Origin of the sequence: Psychrobacter sp. APC 3279 (genome assembly GCF_030407795.1) — a bacterium.
In the GTDB taxonomy this organism is placed as follows: domain Bacteria; phylum Pseudomonadota; class Gammaproteobacteria; order Pseudomonadales; family Moraxellaceae; genus Psychrobacter.
In genome coordinates this window covers 53,439-71,923 of record NZ_JASDCR010000014.1, presented here as the reverse complement: position 1 = coordinate 71,923, position 18,485 = coordinate 53,439, and the positions used below count along the sequence as shown (strand labels likewise).

15 protein-coding genes are annotated in these 18,485 nt (G+C 43.1%); 8 read left to right on the top strand and 7 right to left on the bottom strand.

Features of this window, described 5'->3' with window-relative positions; all coding sequences use genetic code 11:
* Positions 1 to 46 precede the first annotated feature (46 nt).
* From QL898_RS09105 to QL898_RS09085, 5 genes are all read left to right on the top strand, one after another.
* The gene (locus QL898_RS09105) at positions 47 to 1,249 is read left to right on the top strand and encodes a 3-oxoadipyl-CoA thiolase (RefSeq protein ID WP_290176564.1); all 1,203 of its coding nucleotides are present in this window, start codon (positions 47 to 49) and stop codon (positions 1,247 to 1,249) included.
* Between the two features lie 168 nt (positions 1,250 to 1,417).
* Positions 1,418 to 3,091, top strand: a complete 1,674-nt coding sequence (locus QL898_RS09100; RefSeq protein WP_290176563.1) for a fatty acid--CoA ligase — start codon at positions 1,418 to 1,420, stop codon at positions 3,089 to 3,091.
* Between the two features lie 167 nt (positions 3,092 to 3,258).
* On the top strand, positions 3,259 to 3,738 hold the full coding sequence (locus QL898_RS09095) for a thioesterase family protein (protein ID WP_290176562.1): 480 nt from the start codon (positions 3,259 to 3,261) through the stop codon (positions 3,736 to 3,738).
* A gap of 164 nt (positions 3,739 to 3,902) precedes the next feature.
* Positions 3,903 to 4,937, top strand: a complete 1,035-nt coding sequence (locus tag QL898_RS09090) for a hypothetical protein (RefSeq protein WP_290176561.1) — start codon at positions 3,903 to 3,905, stop codon at positions 4,935 to 4,937.
* 142 nt (positions 4,938 to 5,079) lie between these two features.
* On the top strand, positions 5,080 to 5,907 hold the full coding sequence (locus QL898_RS09085; protein WP_290176560.1) for a hypothetical protein: 828 nt from the start codon (positions 5,080 to 5,082) through the stop codon (positions 5,905 to 5,907).
* A 37-nt stretch (positions 5,908 to 5,944) separates the two neighbouring features.
* Here QL898_RS09085 and QL898_RS09080 read toward each other — a convergent pair whose 3' ends face one another.
* The 5 genes from QL898_RS09080 to QL898_RS09060 form a co-directional block, all read right to left on the bottom strand.
* Complete coding sequence (locus tag QL898_RS09080) at positions 5,945 to 6,940, bottom strand: glycosyltransferase (RefSeq protein WP_201547198.1); 996 nt, start codon at positions 6,938 to 6,940, stop codon at positions 5,945 to 5,947.
* Positions 6,941 to 6,986: 46 nt separating this feature from the next.
* A complete protein-coding gene (locus QL898_RS09075) occupies positions 6,987 to 8,288 on the bottom strand; it encodes a hypothetical protein (RefSeq protein WP_201547197.1) in 1,302 nt (433 codons plus the stop codon).
* The gene (locus QL898_RS09070; RefSeq protein ID WP_290176559.1) at positions 8,288 to 9,583 is read right to left on the bottom strand and encodes a glycosyltransferase; all 1,296 of its coding nucleotides are present in this window, start codon (positions 9,581 to 9,583) and stop codon (positions 8,288 to 8,290) included. Before QL898_RS09070 ends, QL898_RS09075 begins: the two co-directional genes overlap by 1 nt.
* A 158-nt stretch (positions 9,584 to 9,741) precedes the next feature.
* Complete coding sequence (locus tag QL898_RS09065) at positions 9,742 to 11,253, bottom strand: glycosyltransferase family 2 protein (protein WP_290176558.1); 1,512 nt, start codon at positions 11,251 to 11,253, stop codon at positions 9,742 to 9,744.
* 471 nt (positions 11,254 to 11,724) lie between these two features.
* Positions 11,725 to 12,600 (bottom strand): LysR substrate-binding domain-containing protein, encoded by an 876-nt coding sequence (locus QL898_RS09060; protein ID WP_290176557.1) that lies wholly within the window; start codon positions 12,598 to 12,600, stop codon positions 11,725 to 11,727.
* Positions 12,601 to 12,712: 112 nt separating this feature from the next.
* Here QL898_RS09060 and QL898_RS09055 point away from each other — a divergent pair, with 112 nt between their 5' ends.
* Positions 12,713 to 13,429: an SDR family oxidoreductase gene (locus QL898_RS09055; protein WP_265089143.1), complete on the top strand. Its 717-nt coding sequence runs from the start codon at positions 12,713 to 12,715 to the stop codon at positions 13,427 to 13,429.
* A gap of 150 nt (positions 13,430 to 13,579) precedes the next feature.
* Entirely contained in the window at positions 13,580 to 14,458 is an 879-nt protein-coding gene (locus tag QL898_RS09050; RefSeq protein ID WP_201547193.1) for a DMT family transporter, read from the top strand.
* 225 nt (positions 14,459 to 14,683) lie between these two features.
* Here the strand turns inward: QL898_RS09050 and QL898_RS09045 are convergent, their stop codons facing one another.
* The gene (locus QL898_RS09045; RefSeq protein ID WP_290176556.1) at positions 14,684 to 15,604 is read right to left on the bottom strand and encodes a homocysteine S-methyltransferase family protein; all 921 of its coding nucleotides are present in this window, start codon (positions 15,602 to 15,604) and stop codon (positions 14,684 to 14,686) included.
* A 419-nt stretch (positions 15,605 to 16,023) separates the two neighbouring features.
* On the opposite strand from QL898_RS09045, the gene QL898_RS09040 reads away from it, so the two are divergent.
* Positions 16,024 to 16,980, top strand: coding sequence for a hypothetical protein (locus tag QL898_RS09040; protein WP_201547189.1), 957 nt, complete (start codon positions 16,024 to 16,026; stop codon positions 16,978 to 16,980).
* A gap of 254 nt (positions 16,981 to 17,234) precedes the next feature.
* On the opposite strand, the gene QL898_RS09035 is transcribed toward QL898_RS09040, so the two are convergent.
* Positions 17,235 to 18,362, bottom strand: a complete 1,128-nt coding sequence (locus QL898_RS09035; protein WP_290176555.1) for a zinc-binding dehydrogenase — start codon at positions 18,360 to 18,362, stop codon at positions 17,235 to 17,237.
* Between the last annotated feature and the right edge of the window lie 123 nt (positions 18,363 to 18,485).

The window sequence follows — 18,485 nt, the reverse complement described above, 5'->3', positions numbered from 1 at the left end:
ACCATAAAACCATTATTCAGAGTTAAAAATACGACAAGGAAACGTTATGTTAGATGCCTATATTTATGATGGATTAAGAAGTCCTTTTGGTCGATATGTTGGCGCATTAGCAACCGTACGTGCTGATGATTTGGTTGCTACCGTGATGAAAGCGTTGGTCGAAAAGCACCAGCTATCTGCTGATATCTTTGATGAAGTGTTGCTAGGCAGTGCCAACCAAGCAGGCGAGGACTCTCGCAATATCGCGCGTAACGCGGCTCTGTTAGCAGGGTTGGATGTAACTACCCCAGGTCAGACAGTCAACCGTCTATGTGCATCAGGTCTGTCTACTGTTGTCGATGCTGCTCGCAGTATTACGTGCAACGAAGGGGATATTATTTTAGCAGGTGGTGTGGAGTCGATGACGCGTGCACCGTTTGTATTTGCCAAGACAGAACAGCCTTTTAGCCGTGACTTCAAAGTATTTGATACGACTATCGGTAGCCGTTTCCCCAACCCGAAGATTATTGAGCAGTTCGGCAGTGATACCATGCCGCAGACGGGCGATAATGTCGCGCAGAAGTATGGTATTACGCGCGAGGAAGCCGACAAGTTTGCAGCCGCATCACAGGCCAAGTACCAAGCTGCCAAGCAAGCAGGGTTTTTTGACGATGAGATAACACCTATCACTGTATCCCAAGGTAAGAAATTGCCTGCAAAAGTAGTCATAGATGATGAGCATCCGCGTGCCAGCTCTAATATTGAAGCACTACAAAAGCTCAAACCGTTAAACAAAGATGGAATCGTCACCGCAGGTAATGCTTCTGGTATCAATGATGGTGCTGCCGCGCTTATCATTGGCTCAAAGCAAGCAGAGGAAAAGCTCGGCTTTAAACCGATTGCCAAGATCCTATCATCAGGTGCAATGGGTGTTGAACCCAATATTATGGGCGTAGGTCCTGTTGAAGCGATTAAGCTGGCACTAAAGCGTGCGGATCTGACCCTTGATGATATGTCTGTTATTGAGATTAATGAAGCATTTGCTTCTCAAGTGCTTGGTTGCCTGAAAGGGTTAGATATTGATTTTGATGATAAGCGTGTCAATCCCAATGGCGGCGCTATCGCGGTCGGTCATCCGCTGGGCGCATCTGGTGCACGGATCGCTTTGAGTGCCGCTCGAGAGCTACAGCGTACGGGCGGTAAATACGCAGTGGTTAGCTTGTGCATTGGCATCGGGCAAGGACTTGCCATGGTGATAGAGCGCGTCTGATATTAAAAGGGCGCACACCGAATTACTGATTATAGTTGATTTAGCTTAAAAGAGAGACCAGGCAACCGAGCGCAGATGTAACTGTGATACTTCAAGTGAGGTTAACGCTGTCACTCTTTTATAGAGGGTTGACTATATTAAGGACAATTTATTATCAAGGAAGATACCATGACAACCATACTCAACGAACACGATAACTACCATCAAGCCGAAGAAGCGTATGGGTTCCCGTTAATTATCAAACAGCTACTAAACCGTGCCAAGATTGCTTCCACCAACCAAACCATTAGCTATGCCGACAAAGTCACTTATACCTATGCTGAGTTTTTTAAACGTATTAATCGCTTGGCCAATGTATTAAAAAATATGGGCTTGCAGGCAGGTGATGTGGTCGCGGTCATGGACTGGGATAGTCATCGTTACCTTGAGGCATACTTTGCAGTACCAATGTCGGGCATGATTTTGCAAACCGTTAATGTCCGTCTGTCTGAAGAAAAAGTACTGTATACCGTCAATCATGCTGCGCCAAAAGCCTTACTGTTGAATGCTGAATTTGCGCCAATGATCAAAGACTACCGTGACGATGCGCCTTCTATTGAGCATGTGATGTGGGCTGATGATGCAGAGGGCGAGAAAGCAGCGCTACCTGACTATGTCGATGGTGAGTACGAGGCGCTGTTGGCAGCCGCTAGTGATGAGTTTGATTTTCCAGATTTCGATGAAAACACCATCGCCACTACGTTCTACACCAGTGGCACCACAGGTGATCCAAAAGGAGTTTTCTTCACTCATCGTCAGATCGTACTACAGACGATGGCAAGCACACTGGCATCAGCGCTCAATGCCGAAGGTCAAGGCGCTCGCTATAACGATGTCTATATGCCGATGACGCCTTTATTCCATGTCCATGCATGGTGCTGGCCGTATGGCGCTACCATGATCGGGCTAAAACAAGTATACCCAGGACGGTATCTGGCACCAAAATTGGTCGATTTGATTGAGGAGCATAAGGTCACGCTGTCACATGGCGTCCCTGCAATACTGCAAATGCTCCTCAAAGAAATGGTAGAACGCGGTCGCAAATTTGAGAATCTAAAACTACTGCTAGGTGGCTCAAAGCTCAACGAAGGCTTGGCCAAAGCTGCTATCGAGTGCGGTATCGAGTTTATGTCAGGGTTTGGGATGTCAGAATCATGCCCTGTGCTGTCTCGAGCGGTATTTGATGACAAGACCGAGTCGATGAGCTTAAAGGACAATCTCAATTATCGCTGTCTGTCAGGTTCACCCATTATGCTAGTTTCGATGGAAATTTGGGATGAGAATGGTAAACCACAACCCATGGATGGCAAATCGACAGGTGAGCTTGTGATACGCGCGCCTTGGTTGACACAAAGTTATTTTAAAAATCCTGACGCAGGTAATGAGTTATGGAAAGGCGGCTGGATGCATACTCAAGACATCGCCTGCATGACCGCTGATGGCACGCTAAGCATCACAGACAGGCTCAAAGATGTCATTAAATCTGGCGGCGAATGGGTATCCTCGCTTGAGGTCGAAACCATTTTGTCCTTTCATCCTAGCGTCGCTGATATCGCGGTGATTGGTGTGCCAGATGAGCGTTGGGGTGAGCGTCCCTTGGCGTTGATCGTGCTAAAACCAGACCATGTCGACACAAAAATGGAAGATATTTTGGCATTGGGTCATCAAGCAGTAGAGAGAGGTCATCTGCCAAAATACGGTGTGCCAAGTGAAGTGAGGTTTTTGCCAGACATGCCAAAAACCAGCGTCGGTAAACTTGATAAAAAACGCATGCGTTCGATGTACTCAGAAAATCTTATCTAGTCAAACAATCCGGTCACCATCAAATCGACTTTGACAAAAACAAAAGCTTGCATACACCCCAGTGTCTGACTAAATGCTAGGGATGGGGGAGGTGTGTGAGTCACGCGCACCCTGAGTCATATTTATCGTCTATATAACAGAGCCTATCTAATAAAAAGAGAGAAACTATGGAAGCTGCGCCTACGTTCCCAGAAATACAAGAGATTGTCACAAGCGATGACAATCACCCATTGCATGGCTTTACAGTTATCTATCCTCAGCAAGTGGAATGGGGTGATATGGACTCCTTTGGTCACGTTAACAACGTTGTCTATTACGAATATGCTCAAAACGCTCGTATTTATTACAACAGGCGGCTTGGTTTATTTAACGAACAAACGTCTTCGGTGATGGCTGCCTCGTCATGTCGATACCTCAAATCGGTTGCTTATCCTGATGAATTATGGATTGGCGTCAAGGTCAAAAAAATAGGTAATTCAAGTCTGATTCATGAATATACCTATTACAGTACGGTGCAGAAAGCAGTCGTTGCAGTCGGTGAGTCGGTGTTGGTCTATCTCGATAAATTGAGTGGGCAAAAAAAGCCTATCAATGAGTCGCAAAAAGACGCAATTGCTGCGTTAGAGAATATTGGCCAAGAAGCGTAACACCCAGTATATCGGTCAAATTCTGATTGGGGTTTTTAATTAGAAAGTACTTATTAAGTAGAAGTTAATTTTCATGTAAAAGGATTATTTATTTTTATGGATTAAAGAAAATGTAATAGCAATTGGATTGATAAGGATATCAACATAAAACAAGGAAGAAATGAATGATGCTTTATATAAAAAGGTTATCTGTAGGTTTTGCTACGGTTGTAACATGCGTATCTGCACAAGCAATCGATCTTGTGACAACAGGTGACACGACTTTGAGTATCGGTGGTTACATCAAAGCAGAAGGTGCTTTTAACTCTCCTGATGAAGGCGAGTCGGAATTTAAGAGTAATTTACGCCAGTCTCGTATCAATGTTAAAACGACCAAATCGGTAGATGATAAAAAACTCACGGGGTTTATCGAAGGTGACTTTTATGGTGATTACGCCAAGGGCGGCTCAAATCTGCGCTTGCGTCATGCTTATGTTCAGGTTGATGATTTGACCGTGGGTAAGACTTGGAACGGTCAATTTTTGGCAGTGGCACCTCTTTCTACGGAGCAGCTTGACTTCTGGGGTACTGGTTTGGGCACCGCCTCTGGTGGTGGCTCTTATATTCGTCCAGATTTGACGCTGCACTATACTCATAATGGGCTGCGTTTTACGGCGCAAGACCCTGTTTATGATAATGCGAGCTTACCTGATATGGTAGTAAGCTACAAAGATAAGGTATCTAACTTTGACTATAACGTGGCTGTCACGGCTCGTGATGCTGAGAACGGAGATGGTTCAGATGTGGGTATCGGTGTTTCTTTAGCGGGCAAGCTGACATTGGGTAAAGATTCACTCCATGCCAGTATATACAATGGTAAAGGCATGGGTGCCTATTCTGCTATCTGTGTTGGCAGGCCACTAATTATGAATGGCGGCGTAGACTGTGATGCCGAGGATGGGAAGCTTGTCTCGCAAACTGGCTATAGCGTAGGATATAAGCATCAATTTACCCAAAAGCTGCGTGGCAACTTGCGTTATGGTGAAGTAAATGTAGACGATGCGGCAGATACTTCTGCCAATGTAAAAAGCGCAAACCTTATCTATGAGTATTTACCAGATCTAGATTTGGGTATTGAGTGGAGAAATCAGGACGTAACGACATTCCCATGGATGCCAGCAGGTCAGCAAATTGAAATAATGGCAAAATATGATTTTTGAGTTGAATAAGTAAGAGGTCGGAGGTCGCAGACTTTTATTAAGATAAGGCTTTATCCTTGCATAATAGGGGTAAAGCTTTGTCTATAAAAATTGCTAATAATGCTAAAGTAGCAATCAAAAGTTCACATTAACTAAGGTTGCTATGTCCAATATAGAGTCCAATACAAAAAAACCAATACTTAAACAGAGTATCTCGCTATCAGAGAAGAGCGAATACATATTTGATGATATAAGCACAGCGAAGTCTGCTTTCTTAACGCTACCAGTCGTTATACAGACTGCACTAGAGCAAGCTAAACGAGTCGTTCTGATTGCAAATAATCCTGCTGTCACCACGGCTCAGCTTGAGATGCTATTACAGCCCGATGATGTCTTGGTGTTATTTAATCACTTTATTCATGATAATTTTTTTGCCTGCCATCAGTTAGCTAGTTCACTACCCAAGCTGTTGTTTTTTCGTCAAATTGGTGACAGTAAGCTGCATTTTGGCCTACCGCCTAGAAGCAATCATATATCAGTGATGGAGCAAATGACAGAGACCGCGCCATTAGGGATATTGACGAGCAACCAGCCTTATCAGTTTCCAACATTAGCGGATGACCCAAGTCCTAATGACGATCCTGTCACTACTCATCGCATCTTAGATATTCCTTCGAGCATGAAAAAACTATTATCAAGCCCTACCTACCACAGTGTGCTATCAGAGCATCATAAAGTTGTTGCTGACTACCCATACTTTACCGATATTCATTCGTCAGCGCCCTCGTCAGGTTTTCTATTATATCGGCTGATGCTTGAAGCTCGAGCATACTTACACCATATTCAAAACACGAAACTACCGTTAGAGATAGTAATGATCGGTTTCAATGACAATGATAAAACTGCTCATTTTTGGCATGGGCATAACTGGGATTTTGAACGTCAGGAAATGAGTCGACCACCTACAGGAGTGACTATTCATCGGTACTAAAATATTGATTAACTAAACTATGTTTAGCTAGAAGTAGTTAAACATAGGGAGCGTCTGGACAATGAGCACGCTCTATCTCGTTATCGCTAGGCTCTCGTCGTACGGCTATCAGTGATGACTGTTCTTCGGTCCAATCAATCAGATCCATATCGGAAAACTGTGACAACCATCCTGCCATGGGCCAACAGTGCCATTTTTGATAGAAGCGATTGGCATTGACAATGATACTGTCTAAATGGTTGAGTGGTGGCCGGTAGACACTATGCTGCTGATGATAAGCGATATCAGCAGTAAGGTGAAAATCGATACCTAATCGACGTGCTGTAAAGGAAAAATCGGTATCCTCTGCACCATAACCTGTATATTGGGTGTCGAAACCGCCAATTTTATCAAAAGTCTGCCGCTTGATAGCGAAGCATAGGCTCCAAAATGCACCATAGTCATCAGTCTGTTTGATAGCTGTTTGCTTCGTTCCTGCTTGGTTTGAATCAGCTTCATCAAAATTATAACGATAAGGGTTATAGACAGACAGCTCGTCTAAAAGAGAAAAAGGCAAATGATTGGTTTTTAATAGTGCATTTTCTTCTACTGATAATGGTCGCGTTAGATAGCGCGGTTGACCCATCAAAAGCGCATTAGGATATTGCAGAAGCTTCTTATACATTTGCTCAATAAACGTAGGCGCTACGATACAATCAACGTCCAAAAAAATCAGCATATCGTGAGTTGCCTGCAACGCTCCAAGATTGCGATTATGTCCGATATCAAACTCTGTAGTTGTAGTATCGTCACCGTCATTCACAGCTGATTTAACCGTAGTCGGCAACTTCACGATATTTAATGAGAATTCAGCTAACCGATTGGGATCGGCATCGTCATTGACGATAATGACTTCGGCTGGCTTTACACTACTATTTTCTAGACTGCTGAGTAGGTTGTAGAGATGACGATTACGACCATAGCAAGTCGTAATGACGGTCATCGATACAGTATCAGAAGTTGTGCTAGCGTTATTCGTTGGCTGAATGGTCATCGCTTGTCTTTACCTCGCTATCAGGTTGCCTGTTATTTTTAATAAGTCAGTATTTAATTGTTGATTCGGGCATTAAGTTGAGTCGAGGAAGCAACCAGTTTTCAAACCAAAGATTAGTAGTAGGATAATCAGTGGTGCTATGCATAAACGCTTGAGCAGCTATTGGCGTAACTGCGTTGGTTTCCTCAATGCTATCTTCCTCACTGTTATTTTTTTCAATGCTATCAACCGAGGTAGTGGGGTGTTGTTTGCTTCGGTAATGAATTGTTTGGGCAATAGATTCAGATTGACCATCATTGACGCTCATTAAGGTTTTAAACTGCTGCCAATTTAGCGCTTTATTTTGAGCGACTAACGCTTCAGCCATGACCGCTTGTTCATTATGAGGTCTGTCATCAGGCACTACTATGAGCGGCGTATCGTAATGATACGCTTGCGCGACAGCATTTAGGCCACAGGCCATCATTAGATAATCGCTATGGCAAATAAATGGTGTGACGTCATCTACCTCAGCTGAGATATCGACATAACATCGTTTGTCATCGTCTATAGGCCCGAGAGAGACAATTAATGCATTGGGTAGCAGTGAGCGCAACTCCGGTAGTTTTTCGTCAATCGCTTTATGTCCACCATAGCCTTTAATAACGGTGATAATAGGTGTTGTAGTTTCGGACTTGTATGCTAATTGAGCTTCGATAGATGGTAGGTTTGTAGATTTAAGATCAGAAGTTTCATTGTTCACGCTTAATTTTGCCAAAATATCTATAAAGCTCTCATAAGTATATGGCTCAGCTTTTTGAGAGTAGATAAAGTCAAGATAGAGCGTTTTATCACAGACCCACTCAGATGTCTGGGTAGACTCTAATGCTTTAGGATAAGGTGCTAGTAAGGCAAGCGCACCAGCAAATGCACCCAAATGTGGCGCATCATCGCGAATACCAGGAAGCCTAACGTAAAGGTAAGGAATACTTGCCGCACGGCAGAGCATTGCCACCTCGACGCTGACATCGATAATCATCAGATCAATCTTACATTGAAAGATAGTGTCTAATATTTGGTGACTGCGTTTTTGAATGTCGCCATTGCCTACGGGCGAGTAATGTAGGCTGGCTGGTTGCCAATATTCTCCTGCACGACCTGCTAGTATGTCATCTGGGCGTTCATCTTCTGCATTTAAACGTACGATTTGTTGTTCATCAATAGCGGTAAAACGATAGCTATCTATATCTAAGCTCGTAAATACCGTTAATTGCGCTCTTGCGTCATTAGGTAGCAATGCAGCCAGTTTGTCTGCCTGTCGGCAATGTCCTGAGCCGTGATGATGAGCATAATATCCAATACGCATCATTACGATCCCTCAGAAAAGCTAACAAGATCATTATCAGTTTCAATTGGTGCTTGAATGGCCTGATTGAAAAACTGCAGGGAGTCTTTTGTTAAATCAGAGAGCTCATAGCTGTTGATATAACTTACTGAATTGTCTTCTATTAACGCAGTTCTATTTTTTAACGCTGCTCGGTAAAGTTCCAGATAGCCGTCTACCATGGCTGACACTGAACAAAACTCTAAGGCACGGTCACGGCAGGCTTGGCGTGATATGTTTTTAATCGTAGCAAAGCCATTGATAAAGGCGGCTTTGTCTTTTTTAGGTACGATGACTCCTGTCTCTGGAGTAATAATTTCTGCACTGGCTCCAGCATCGAAACCAATCACTGGTGTGCCACATGCCAAACTTTCAGCCAAGGTCAATCCATATGGCTCGTCCCAAGTACTGGTGAATAGCATGGCAGTTGCTTGGCATAAGTAATTGTTAATCTCGTCCTTGGTGACATGACCTACGTAACTGAATAGTTTGTCATCGCCACTCTTACTGTCTTTAAATAATAAAGGGGCTACTTTTTGATTAAAGTAGTCTTCGTTGCTTTTAGGTCCTGCTATGATAAGTTTCTTCCCAGCTTCCATACAGTACCGCATGGCTAAATGAGTGCCTTTTTCAGGGCAGATGCGTCCATACCACAAATACACCTCGTCATCGCTACCATTAGTATTGCCAAGCGATTCTGTATTGGCAGTAAAGGATTCGACATCGATGCCGTTATACACCACTTGTGAGGGAACAAACTCAGCGAATAACTGCTGTTGATGTTTACTAATCGCTGTAAACTGAGTGGTTGTACCAGAGCGTAGCGTCAAAAGTGCCAAACGTAACTGTGGAAAAATAGGCGTATGAAAAGTGGTAAAAAACCTTTCGCCAAATGCTTGGCCTGTCATCATCGGAATATGATGCAGACTGTGGTTATGTACGATATCAATCTCACCGCGCTCATCACGTTCGATAATATCTCGTAGGGCTATCTGATAGGTGAGATATTGGTACATCTCTTCACGGCCCATGGCGACCGTTTCATGCTCATTATCATAGACCATCTTGTTAAACTCATGACGAGTCAATAATGGCACCAGCGTTGCTTTCGTCTCGCTATCTTTATGAGCGTAAAGCAATACCTCATGACCTTGCGCCACTAGCTCATCACAAATCAATTGGGTAATCATTTCTAGACCACCCGCGTAAGGCTGGGCAATGGGATACAGTGAATGCGCAATAATGGCAATACGTAGCGGTGAATTCGAAGACCTAATCATGTTTTTAAGACCTTTATAGTTATAAGCATCATGGCTATAAGCGTTTTGGTTAGTAGAGTGGCGTATAGGGAACTTAGTATAGAAACAATAAAAGACAATAGAATGACCTTGTTTCAAAATTGGCTTATATAAACCGCTATCTTTATAAGTACTGATTCTTACGAGTCGATGGTCTTTTTATCTTTAAATAAAGACGTCGCATAAGATGTCGTGATAGTCGTCTTCTTTTCATGGGCTACTTTTAGAGTCTGTCTCAGAACCTTACTCATACTTAATATATCTGCTCGAGCATCAGAGAAATTATCCATTGCGACCTTGGCGGCGCTTAGTTTAAGAATACAAACTGCCGCTGCACATATAAATAGTACTGGCGAATAGAGCGGTGAAAATGGCGCTACAACTATGGCTGTAATGATATTTAGCACCAACAGCAGTTTTGGTAACGCCGCTATATTCTTAAGGAATAAGGAATGACGATTTTGGATATAATTTTGTTTTGGCGTACAGACAAAAGGTTTCTCTCGTCCCCATAGCACCGGAAGCCATGACAGTGCGCCAATCTCCCAAAAATTCAAGTGAATCAACCATGCACGTATTTTTCTGCCAAAATGTGACTGATGGCTGTCATCTATTTGTTTGTTAAGAGGCGATTGATCACGGAAATATGCCCACAACCGTCTAAGGATGAAAAAGGCATAACCTGCATAAACCACATATAGAGGGATAAGCATCGACACGTTAGCGTTATTTATTAAAAGCATATCAACCATCACCAGTAATGCGCAGATATGCAAAAAGATAAAGAACCCTGTAAAGTTTACCCAAGCACTCAGCTGAGACAGATGAGCGCGTATATAGGCTAGACGTTCTCTCATACTTTTGGACTGTGAAACATATTGACTTGGAGCGTTGTAGGGGACTGACAAGTAATCCGTGAGGACTTGCATATTGCCGTAGATCCAGCGTCGGCGTTGACATATTAGGTCATCTAGTGTGTTAGGTAATAAGCCTGTGGCAATGACTTCTGGCACAAACTGACTACGAAAACCTTGTCGATGCATAAGCACGCCCATCTGAGCATCTTCAGTGATAGAAGCACCTGACCAGCCTCCTATGCTCAAAAGGTCTGAGCGTCGAATGACTGCGTAAGTACCCGTTGATAAGGCGCGATTGCGATTAAAAGGACGATACAGATGATGATTGAAATAGTGATTCAACTCGCTATGAGCATCCGGCTGTCCTTCATTACGATAAAACTGCGGAAACTGAAGTAGGGTATGCTCAGGATATTGGGCGATAGCCTGCATAATAGAGGCTCTAGCATGTGGTAACGCTTGGTAATCACTATCGACCACTACAATGTGACTACAGTCTGGACTCATTAACCCAAGTGCCAAGTTCAAAGCACCCGCTTTAAATCCTTCGACACGATCAATGTGATAAAAATGAACATTCAACTCAGCGTCTAAACTTTGGCAAAATGCTGCTAACGGCTCATATAACGACGTCTCTTTATTATTATTATCGATAATTAATATCTCGTCACACGCTTTTTTTACTGCTAATAACGACTTTATTGTGGCAATAACTAACTCTGGAGGCTCAGCTCGCGTCATCAATTGAAAACTGAGTGCTGCGCTAGTTAGAGCTTCTTGTGTGTTAGCAGTCATGTCTGGTCCTTATGCAGGTACAACAAGTAAAATCGTGTAAGGGGCTGGCGTGCTTGTAAGAAAAGACGGCTCTCTTAATCAGCTGGTTGATACCAATGAATACTAATACAAAATTGAGTAATAATTTAGTCGATAATTGTTTGTGATAAATTAACTGTGTAAGTTGTACGTAATGTGACATAAAAACTTAGTATTTTAATCGCGTAAAAATAGGGCGTTTTTTGATTGAGAAGGGGGTAGGTAACTGTTTTTTATTTTTGAGTTAGGGCAATTAGTGAAAAGATAAAACGAGGATAAAAAAGAAAGAAGGTCTGCATCATTATGCTGAAGCACGACTGTAGTAGGATAGAAAAACACGACTGAAATCGTAGTTAGTTTCAGAAGCTAAAAACGTTAATAAGTTTGAGATTAGATTATTTATATTGACGTTTAACTTAATGCTTAGCTAGCCCTGACTAAATCAAGTCAGTGCTAAGCCAGTGCTAAATGAGTGACACACCAGTTCCAGACAGCGTCGACAGTTGGTGATGATGACGAACTCTTTTTGCGAACAAGATAATAATCTGGATCGACTGTTAGCGTTGACTCGCTTACCTGCACTAGTCTCCCTGCATTCAAATCCGCTTGTACAAACGCCTGACAAGCAATCGCAACGCCCTGACCCGCTAGCGCTGCATCTAAAGCCAATGCGGTCTGGTTAAATACAGCACCGGCTAGCTTACCTGTAGTACCAAAAAATCGTGGCCAATGATGATGTGAGTCATGGAGCAATGGCATCTCTTGTAGCGCTTCGAGTGATATAGGTAGTTCTCTATTGGCCATTAAGTGAGGGCTAGCCACGGCTACGAGCGTTTGTTTGAACAGCAGCTGAGTATCAAATGCCGAAGGGAATGGTGGACGCGTTAGGCGTACCGCGATATCTACCTGATCACGGTCAAAGTCTGCAATGGATTCGGTCGCCACAGTACGCAGTTCGACATCAAGAATCGCGGCGGTCAACGCGGGCAGGCGAGGCAGTAATAGCTTAGTGGCAAAAGTTGGCGTGACGCTAATCGTAACCGTCTTAGGCTCTTTTAGTAGCTGAGCTGTTGCTTTATCCAAAATCTTAAAAGCGCGAGTGACGTCTGCAAAGTAAATAGAGCCTTGGCTAGTGAGTGCCACACCTCTTGGTAGTCGTTGAAACAAAGGAAAGCCGATATGCTCCTCTAGCATTCTCACTTGCTGAGCCACGGCACCTTGGGTCACAAACAGCTCATCCGCCGCCACCCGAAAGTTAAGATGACGCCCTGCAGCTTCAAATGCGCGTAAAGCATTGAGCGGTGGCAACGTACGATGGTTATCTGACACTTTATTTTCCTAGACGATAGATTTTCTACAGTCTAGCATCTTTTATTATGATGTTAGGAATCTGATTTTATTGGTTATGATAAGTGAAACGATAACTAATGGAGAAAAACAGATGAATAATATTATAACGACAAAAAAAGTGGCGCTTATCACCGCAGGCGGGTCAGGCATGGGTGCTGCCGCTGCTCGTAAACTTGCAGCAGATGATTATCATGTCGCTATTTTATCTTCCTCCGGGAAAGGTGAGGCTTTAGCAAAAGAGTTGGGCGGCATTGGTGTTACTGGCTCCAACCTTGTTAATGAAGATGTGCAGCGCTTGGTTGATTCGGCGATGCAACAGTGGGGACGTATTGATGCGCTTGTAAACTCTGCTGGTCATGGCCCGCGCGCACCTATTTTAGACATCACTGATGAGGATTGGCATAAATGGCTAGAGGTTTACTTTCTTAGTGCGGTACGTGCAATTCGTTTGGTCGCGCCAATCATGGTGGCACAGGGTAGCGGGGCTATCGTCAATATATCTACCTCTTGGGTAACGCAGCCGACTGCGCTTTTTCTTACGTCAACGGCTTTTCGTGCCAGCCTTGGCGCTTTCACCAAGATTTTTTCAGATGATTATGCAGCAAAAGGTGTGCGTATTAATAATGTCTTGCCTGGCTGGATTGATAGCTTGCCTGAAGTTGATGAACGCCGTGAGAGCGTGCCGATGGGACGTTATGGTACCTCTGAAGAAGTCGCCTCAACGATTGCTTTTTTATTATCTGAAGCTGCTGGATACATCACTGGTCAAAGCATACGGGTTGATGGTGGCGTCATTCGCTCTGTTTAACGAGTCAGTCAATACAAGCCTATTGATACAAGATAGTTAATACCAGACTGTTAATACAAGCAATAAAACACTATCGACGCTAACTGTTTGAAAAAAGCAGCTCATCTGTTCATCTGTTCATCTGTTCATCTGTTTATTAAGGCCAATGTTATGTTTCGAGCATATGCTGCACTGGTACTACTTGGTATCATCTGGGGGTCGAATTTTATTTTTATGAAATGGGCGACGGCTCTAATCAGTCCCTCACAAACCGTATTTTTACGCTTGTTATTTGGGTTCTTGCCATTGGTTGCCGTTGCTTGGCACAGCAAAGTAATTACTCGGGCGCAGTTACAGCATTTGCCACACTTTATAGTGATGTCAGTACTCGCCACGTCTTTTTACTATTATGGATTTGTCGCAGGTACGGCGCTATTGCCCAGTAGCATCGCAGGTCTATTAAGTGGTTCAATCCCTATATTTACCTTTTTGGGGGCGGCGCTGTTCTTACCTGAGGAGCGTCCGACCAAGCAAATGGCGATTGGACTTGCGCTAGGATTTGCTGGTATCGCATTAAGTGCGCGACCATGGCAAGGTGCCACTGGTGTCTCTCTCGTTGGCGTTTTGTGGATGTTGGCAGGGTCTTTGAGTGTGGGTGCATCTTTTGTATATGCGCGGCGTTATCTGTCTCCTCTGAGATTGCCACCACTGGCGTTAGCCACTTGGCAAGTGGGATTGGCTGTCATAACGCTTTCGATACTCATCGATTTCGATGGTATAACCCAGCTGTCGACAGATACTAGGGCAATGTGGGGAACGATACTTGGTCTGGGTGCTTTGGGTACTGGCGCTGCTTTTTTGATTTATTATTTTATTATTGAGACGTTAGGGTCAGTGCGGGCTGCTGGTGCTACTTATATTGCCCCAGTCGTTGCTGTCATCATTGGCGCTGTAATTGGAGAGGACATCACCAGCTTAGAAATTATAGCGTTGGTACTGATTTTAAGTGGTGTCCTACTGATACAAACGGGTAGACAGACTTCAAGTTAGCGGGAGAAAGGGTAGGCTGTTAAGAATACAATGCGCATACTTATGACAAGCTAGTCGATAATTTCATTCAGGCCTGTAGCTGCTACTAGAATTTTCGATACGCTTACAGCACTAGCACCATGACCAGAAACATGCCGACCATCAAATAACATTCGATGGTCATCAGCATGATGAACTTAACGATCTAATTATCTTACATTTTTCTATATTCAGATCAGCCTATGTCTAAGCAGTAGCAGTGAAATGTTGGCTTAATTCCTGAATATGCTCAGGACCAATACCGCAGCAGCCGCCGATTAGTGAAGCGCCTTGTGCTTGCCACTTTTGTGCCCAGAGCAAATAGGCAGGCGGGGTCAAATCATCACGCACTTCATTAAGCGTATCATTTGCGGCGGCATTTTTTGGTTGTGGCGGGAAGGCATTGGCATAAGCGCCAAGTTTGATATGCTGCGCTTGTTTTGCTTGTAGGATAGTTTGTGCGACATCTAATGCTTGTTCGATGACATCAGGTTGGCAGCAGTTAAAGAGTATCGCCTCGACATTGAGATCAGCCATCGTTGCCACAGCTTCCTCGACGGTTTCTCCTGAACGCAGACGTGGTACATCGATATCCATACTGTCTTCTAAAGTAAAAGCTACCCATAGCGGTTTATTGTCTGTATCTAGCGTATTAAGTAGCTCACGAACAGCGATAGACTCGGCGATTAGACTCTGAGTCTCAGCGAGCCAAAAATCGACATACGGATTTAGACCTTTGATCAGTGGGGTAGCGATATCCTCTACGTGGTCAGCATCAAACAAGTCTGCACGGTAGGAGCCAAACAGTGGCGGTATGGAGCCAGCTACTTTGGTTGCTGCGCCTTCTAGCGTCACTGCTGCACGTGCCATTTCACCTGACGCTGCTGCCAAATCTTGTGCTTGCGCTGCAAAACGTTCCTCGCCGATATGAAAGGGTACTAGGGCGTAACTGTTGGTCGTAATGACTGCCACGCCGCTCTTAATATAAGCACGGTGTACATCACGAACGATCTCTGGCGCTTCTATCATTGCCAGTGCTGACCATTCAGGTTGACGAAACGGTGCACCGCGCTTCGCCAATTCTCGTCCCATGCCACCATCAATAATTGTGGTTGTATTTATTGGCATAACGAATCCTTCTTTATTGTGAGTAGACAAACCTGTAGAGGCGCTATTGTTAAAAATAGAGTTATCTAAAGGAGCGAAATACTAGGCGTAATAAACGTCAGATGCAACCACAGGTTTGTTAGTAACATTAATTTATAGCTCTTGGTATTTGATTCCATTATTTGAGTGTAAATATTTCAGGAATACTTAATAACGTATATACAAATTTCTGGTAAACACTAAAAGGCAGGTAGCTATATTTTTATATAGTGTAAATCTATACGAGGCTAGTACTAAATCTCTAGTAATTTACAATCAATTGTTTACAATCGAGTGGTTTAGTGGAACTATTGTACAGTTTCATGCAAGGCATTTTAAGTTGCTGTAAATCATAGCAATAACAAAGAATAAAAATTTAAATATTAATTTGGGAATAACGCATGGATAGAATAATCCGCATACTTCTTAAAGATAAAGGTACATTATTATTATCTTTTATGGTTTTAATAATGACCATGTCTTTTGTGCCTTTACTAATTCCAGGATTGAAAGGAGAGTCATCTGACTTTGTAAGCAATAAGGAGAGTATCTTACTTGCTATAATTGCAATGGTAACTGTTATGGCCCTTGCCATGGTTAAGTTCTTGAGTGGTTCAAGTTTATCTTCTAGTAAAGACATAATATATAAATATGAAATTGAGCATTTACAGGATGTATTAAGGTTGAAGCGGCAAAAGCAAGCTTCCCCCGTAACAGAGGAAGATGAAAAGAAGTTAACTGATAAAATACTTAGTCGTATAAACTCTGAAGCAAATAACGCTTATTTGGAAAAGCTAAAAAGCGAGATAAAAGACTCAGAGTATAGGTTTGATATATTTAAACGCGGGCAGTCTACTTTAGATCGTATTTATAAAGAAATTGATGCGTTAGGACGCCGCGGTACTATTAACTTAGTGTTAGGAGTTATTACAGCTTTATCGGGAGTCATAGCTCTATCCTTTTTCGTATTAGCGAAAGAAGGAACGCATAATTCTTTGGGGGATTTTGTAATGGAGTTTTTACCACGTTTATCAATTGTCTTAATTATTGAAGTTTTTTCATATTTCTTCTTAAGACTGTATAAATCGAGTCTAGCTGAGATAAAATATTTCCAAAATGAAGCCACAAATATCGAACATAACTTTGTAGCTTTGGAAGTAGCAATTTCAATTGACGATAAAACATTGCTTGAAAAATGTATCTACACATTCCTAGAAGTAGAAAGAAACCCTGTTATAAGTAGGGATCAAACTACTCGAGAGATTATTCAAGAAACTGCTGATATTCAAAATATGCCCGTATCTCCTGATTATTTAATCAAAATCATTGAAGCGGTAAAAGCAGGTAAAAATGAATAAAAATCTATTACAAAACATAAGAATCAGTTGGCCGTTAATTACTCCTTGCAAGTTATAGCCGACAAATTCACTGCCTCTTAATAAATATTAAACCATACAGAGAAATGACATGCTCTTAAATGTATTTCTTAGTGGAGTAACTTAAGAATTCGTGGAACCTTTCTCTATAATCAGTATGTATTCTAAGGATAGAAAAAAGCAGACATCCTAGAATATCTGCTTTTTTTATTTCTATATTATGCTTCAAACAATTATTAAGCTTGAGGCTTGATCAAGTACTTTTCACCAGTCGCCTGTTTGCCATAAGCGGCGATTGATTTTAACTGTAGCGCTTCTTCTAGGGTCACTTCATGCGTATAGCTGCTCGCAAAGGTGGTGGTGATTTCTTCTGCCACGCGCTTACGCATTGCTTTAACCGTTTCGCCACCTAGCTTGCCAAGGGCATTAAATAACAAGAAGCCATTTACGCCCCACGCAAAACCAAAGTTACGGTTTAAGGTGATCGGACCACGGTCTAAGGCGCCATAAATATAAGCTTGTTTAAAGGTATTTGAGCCATAGACGCTGTATTCTTCTACGTCACGAGTGATAGCTGCTTCCATACAGTTTAGAATATCGCTGGTGAGCTTACCGCCACCGATAGGGTCAAACGAAATCGTAGCGCCTGTTTCAGTAATCGCGGCGGTCAAATCAGCAAGGAACGTCTCGCTGCTTGAGTTCACCACATATTTTGCACCCATATCGCGCAATAGCTTTTCTTGCGAATCTTTACGGACGATATTCACCAAATCAACACCGTCTGCCATACAGATACGGTTTAGCATTTGACCAAGGCTAGAAGCAGCTGCTGCATGTACGATGGCTTTGTGGCCTTCAGCGCGCATGGTTTCGACCATTGCCAGTGAGGTGAGCGGGTTTACAAAAGACGATGCGGCCTCGGTAGCTGTCGTGCCGTCTTGCATTTCTATGCAGCTCCTTACATTGACACAGTGGTATTGACGATATGTACCGCCACCAATCACCGCAACCATTTTGCCCATGAGTGCTTGTGCGGCTTCTGATGAGCCTGCTGCGACGACTGTACCAGCGCCTTCATTGCCGACAGGCGTGTCTTTATTTACCCGCGTTTTGAGTGATGGCATGAATTTTGAAGGCACATCAGCAGTAATGATAGGGCTGTCATCAGTACCTGATAGTACAGCGGTTGACATATCAGCGGCGCTGAACATCACACCAAAATCAGAGGGGTTCAATGGCATGGCTTCCATGCGAACGACAACTTCGTCAGCACCGGGTTGCGGCATCTCGATGTCTTTTAAAGACAGGGTTAATTTGTTGTCATCACTGATGGTTGAAACCAGTTGTTTATTTTTATCGCTCATAAGGTTTGCTCCTGCAAATAGTTGGATTTTTAGACCAATCCCTTTACGGTATTGGCCGTTCTTTAGGTTATTGAATTTTAGTAATTTTCTTAATGTGGCTAATTTTTAGTGGCCACACTGTCA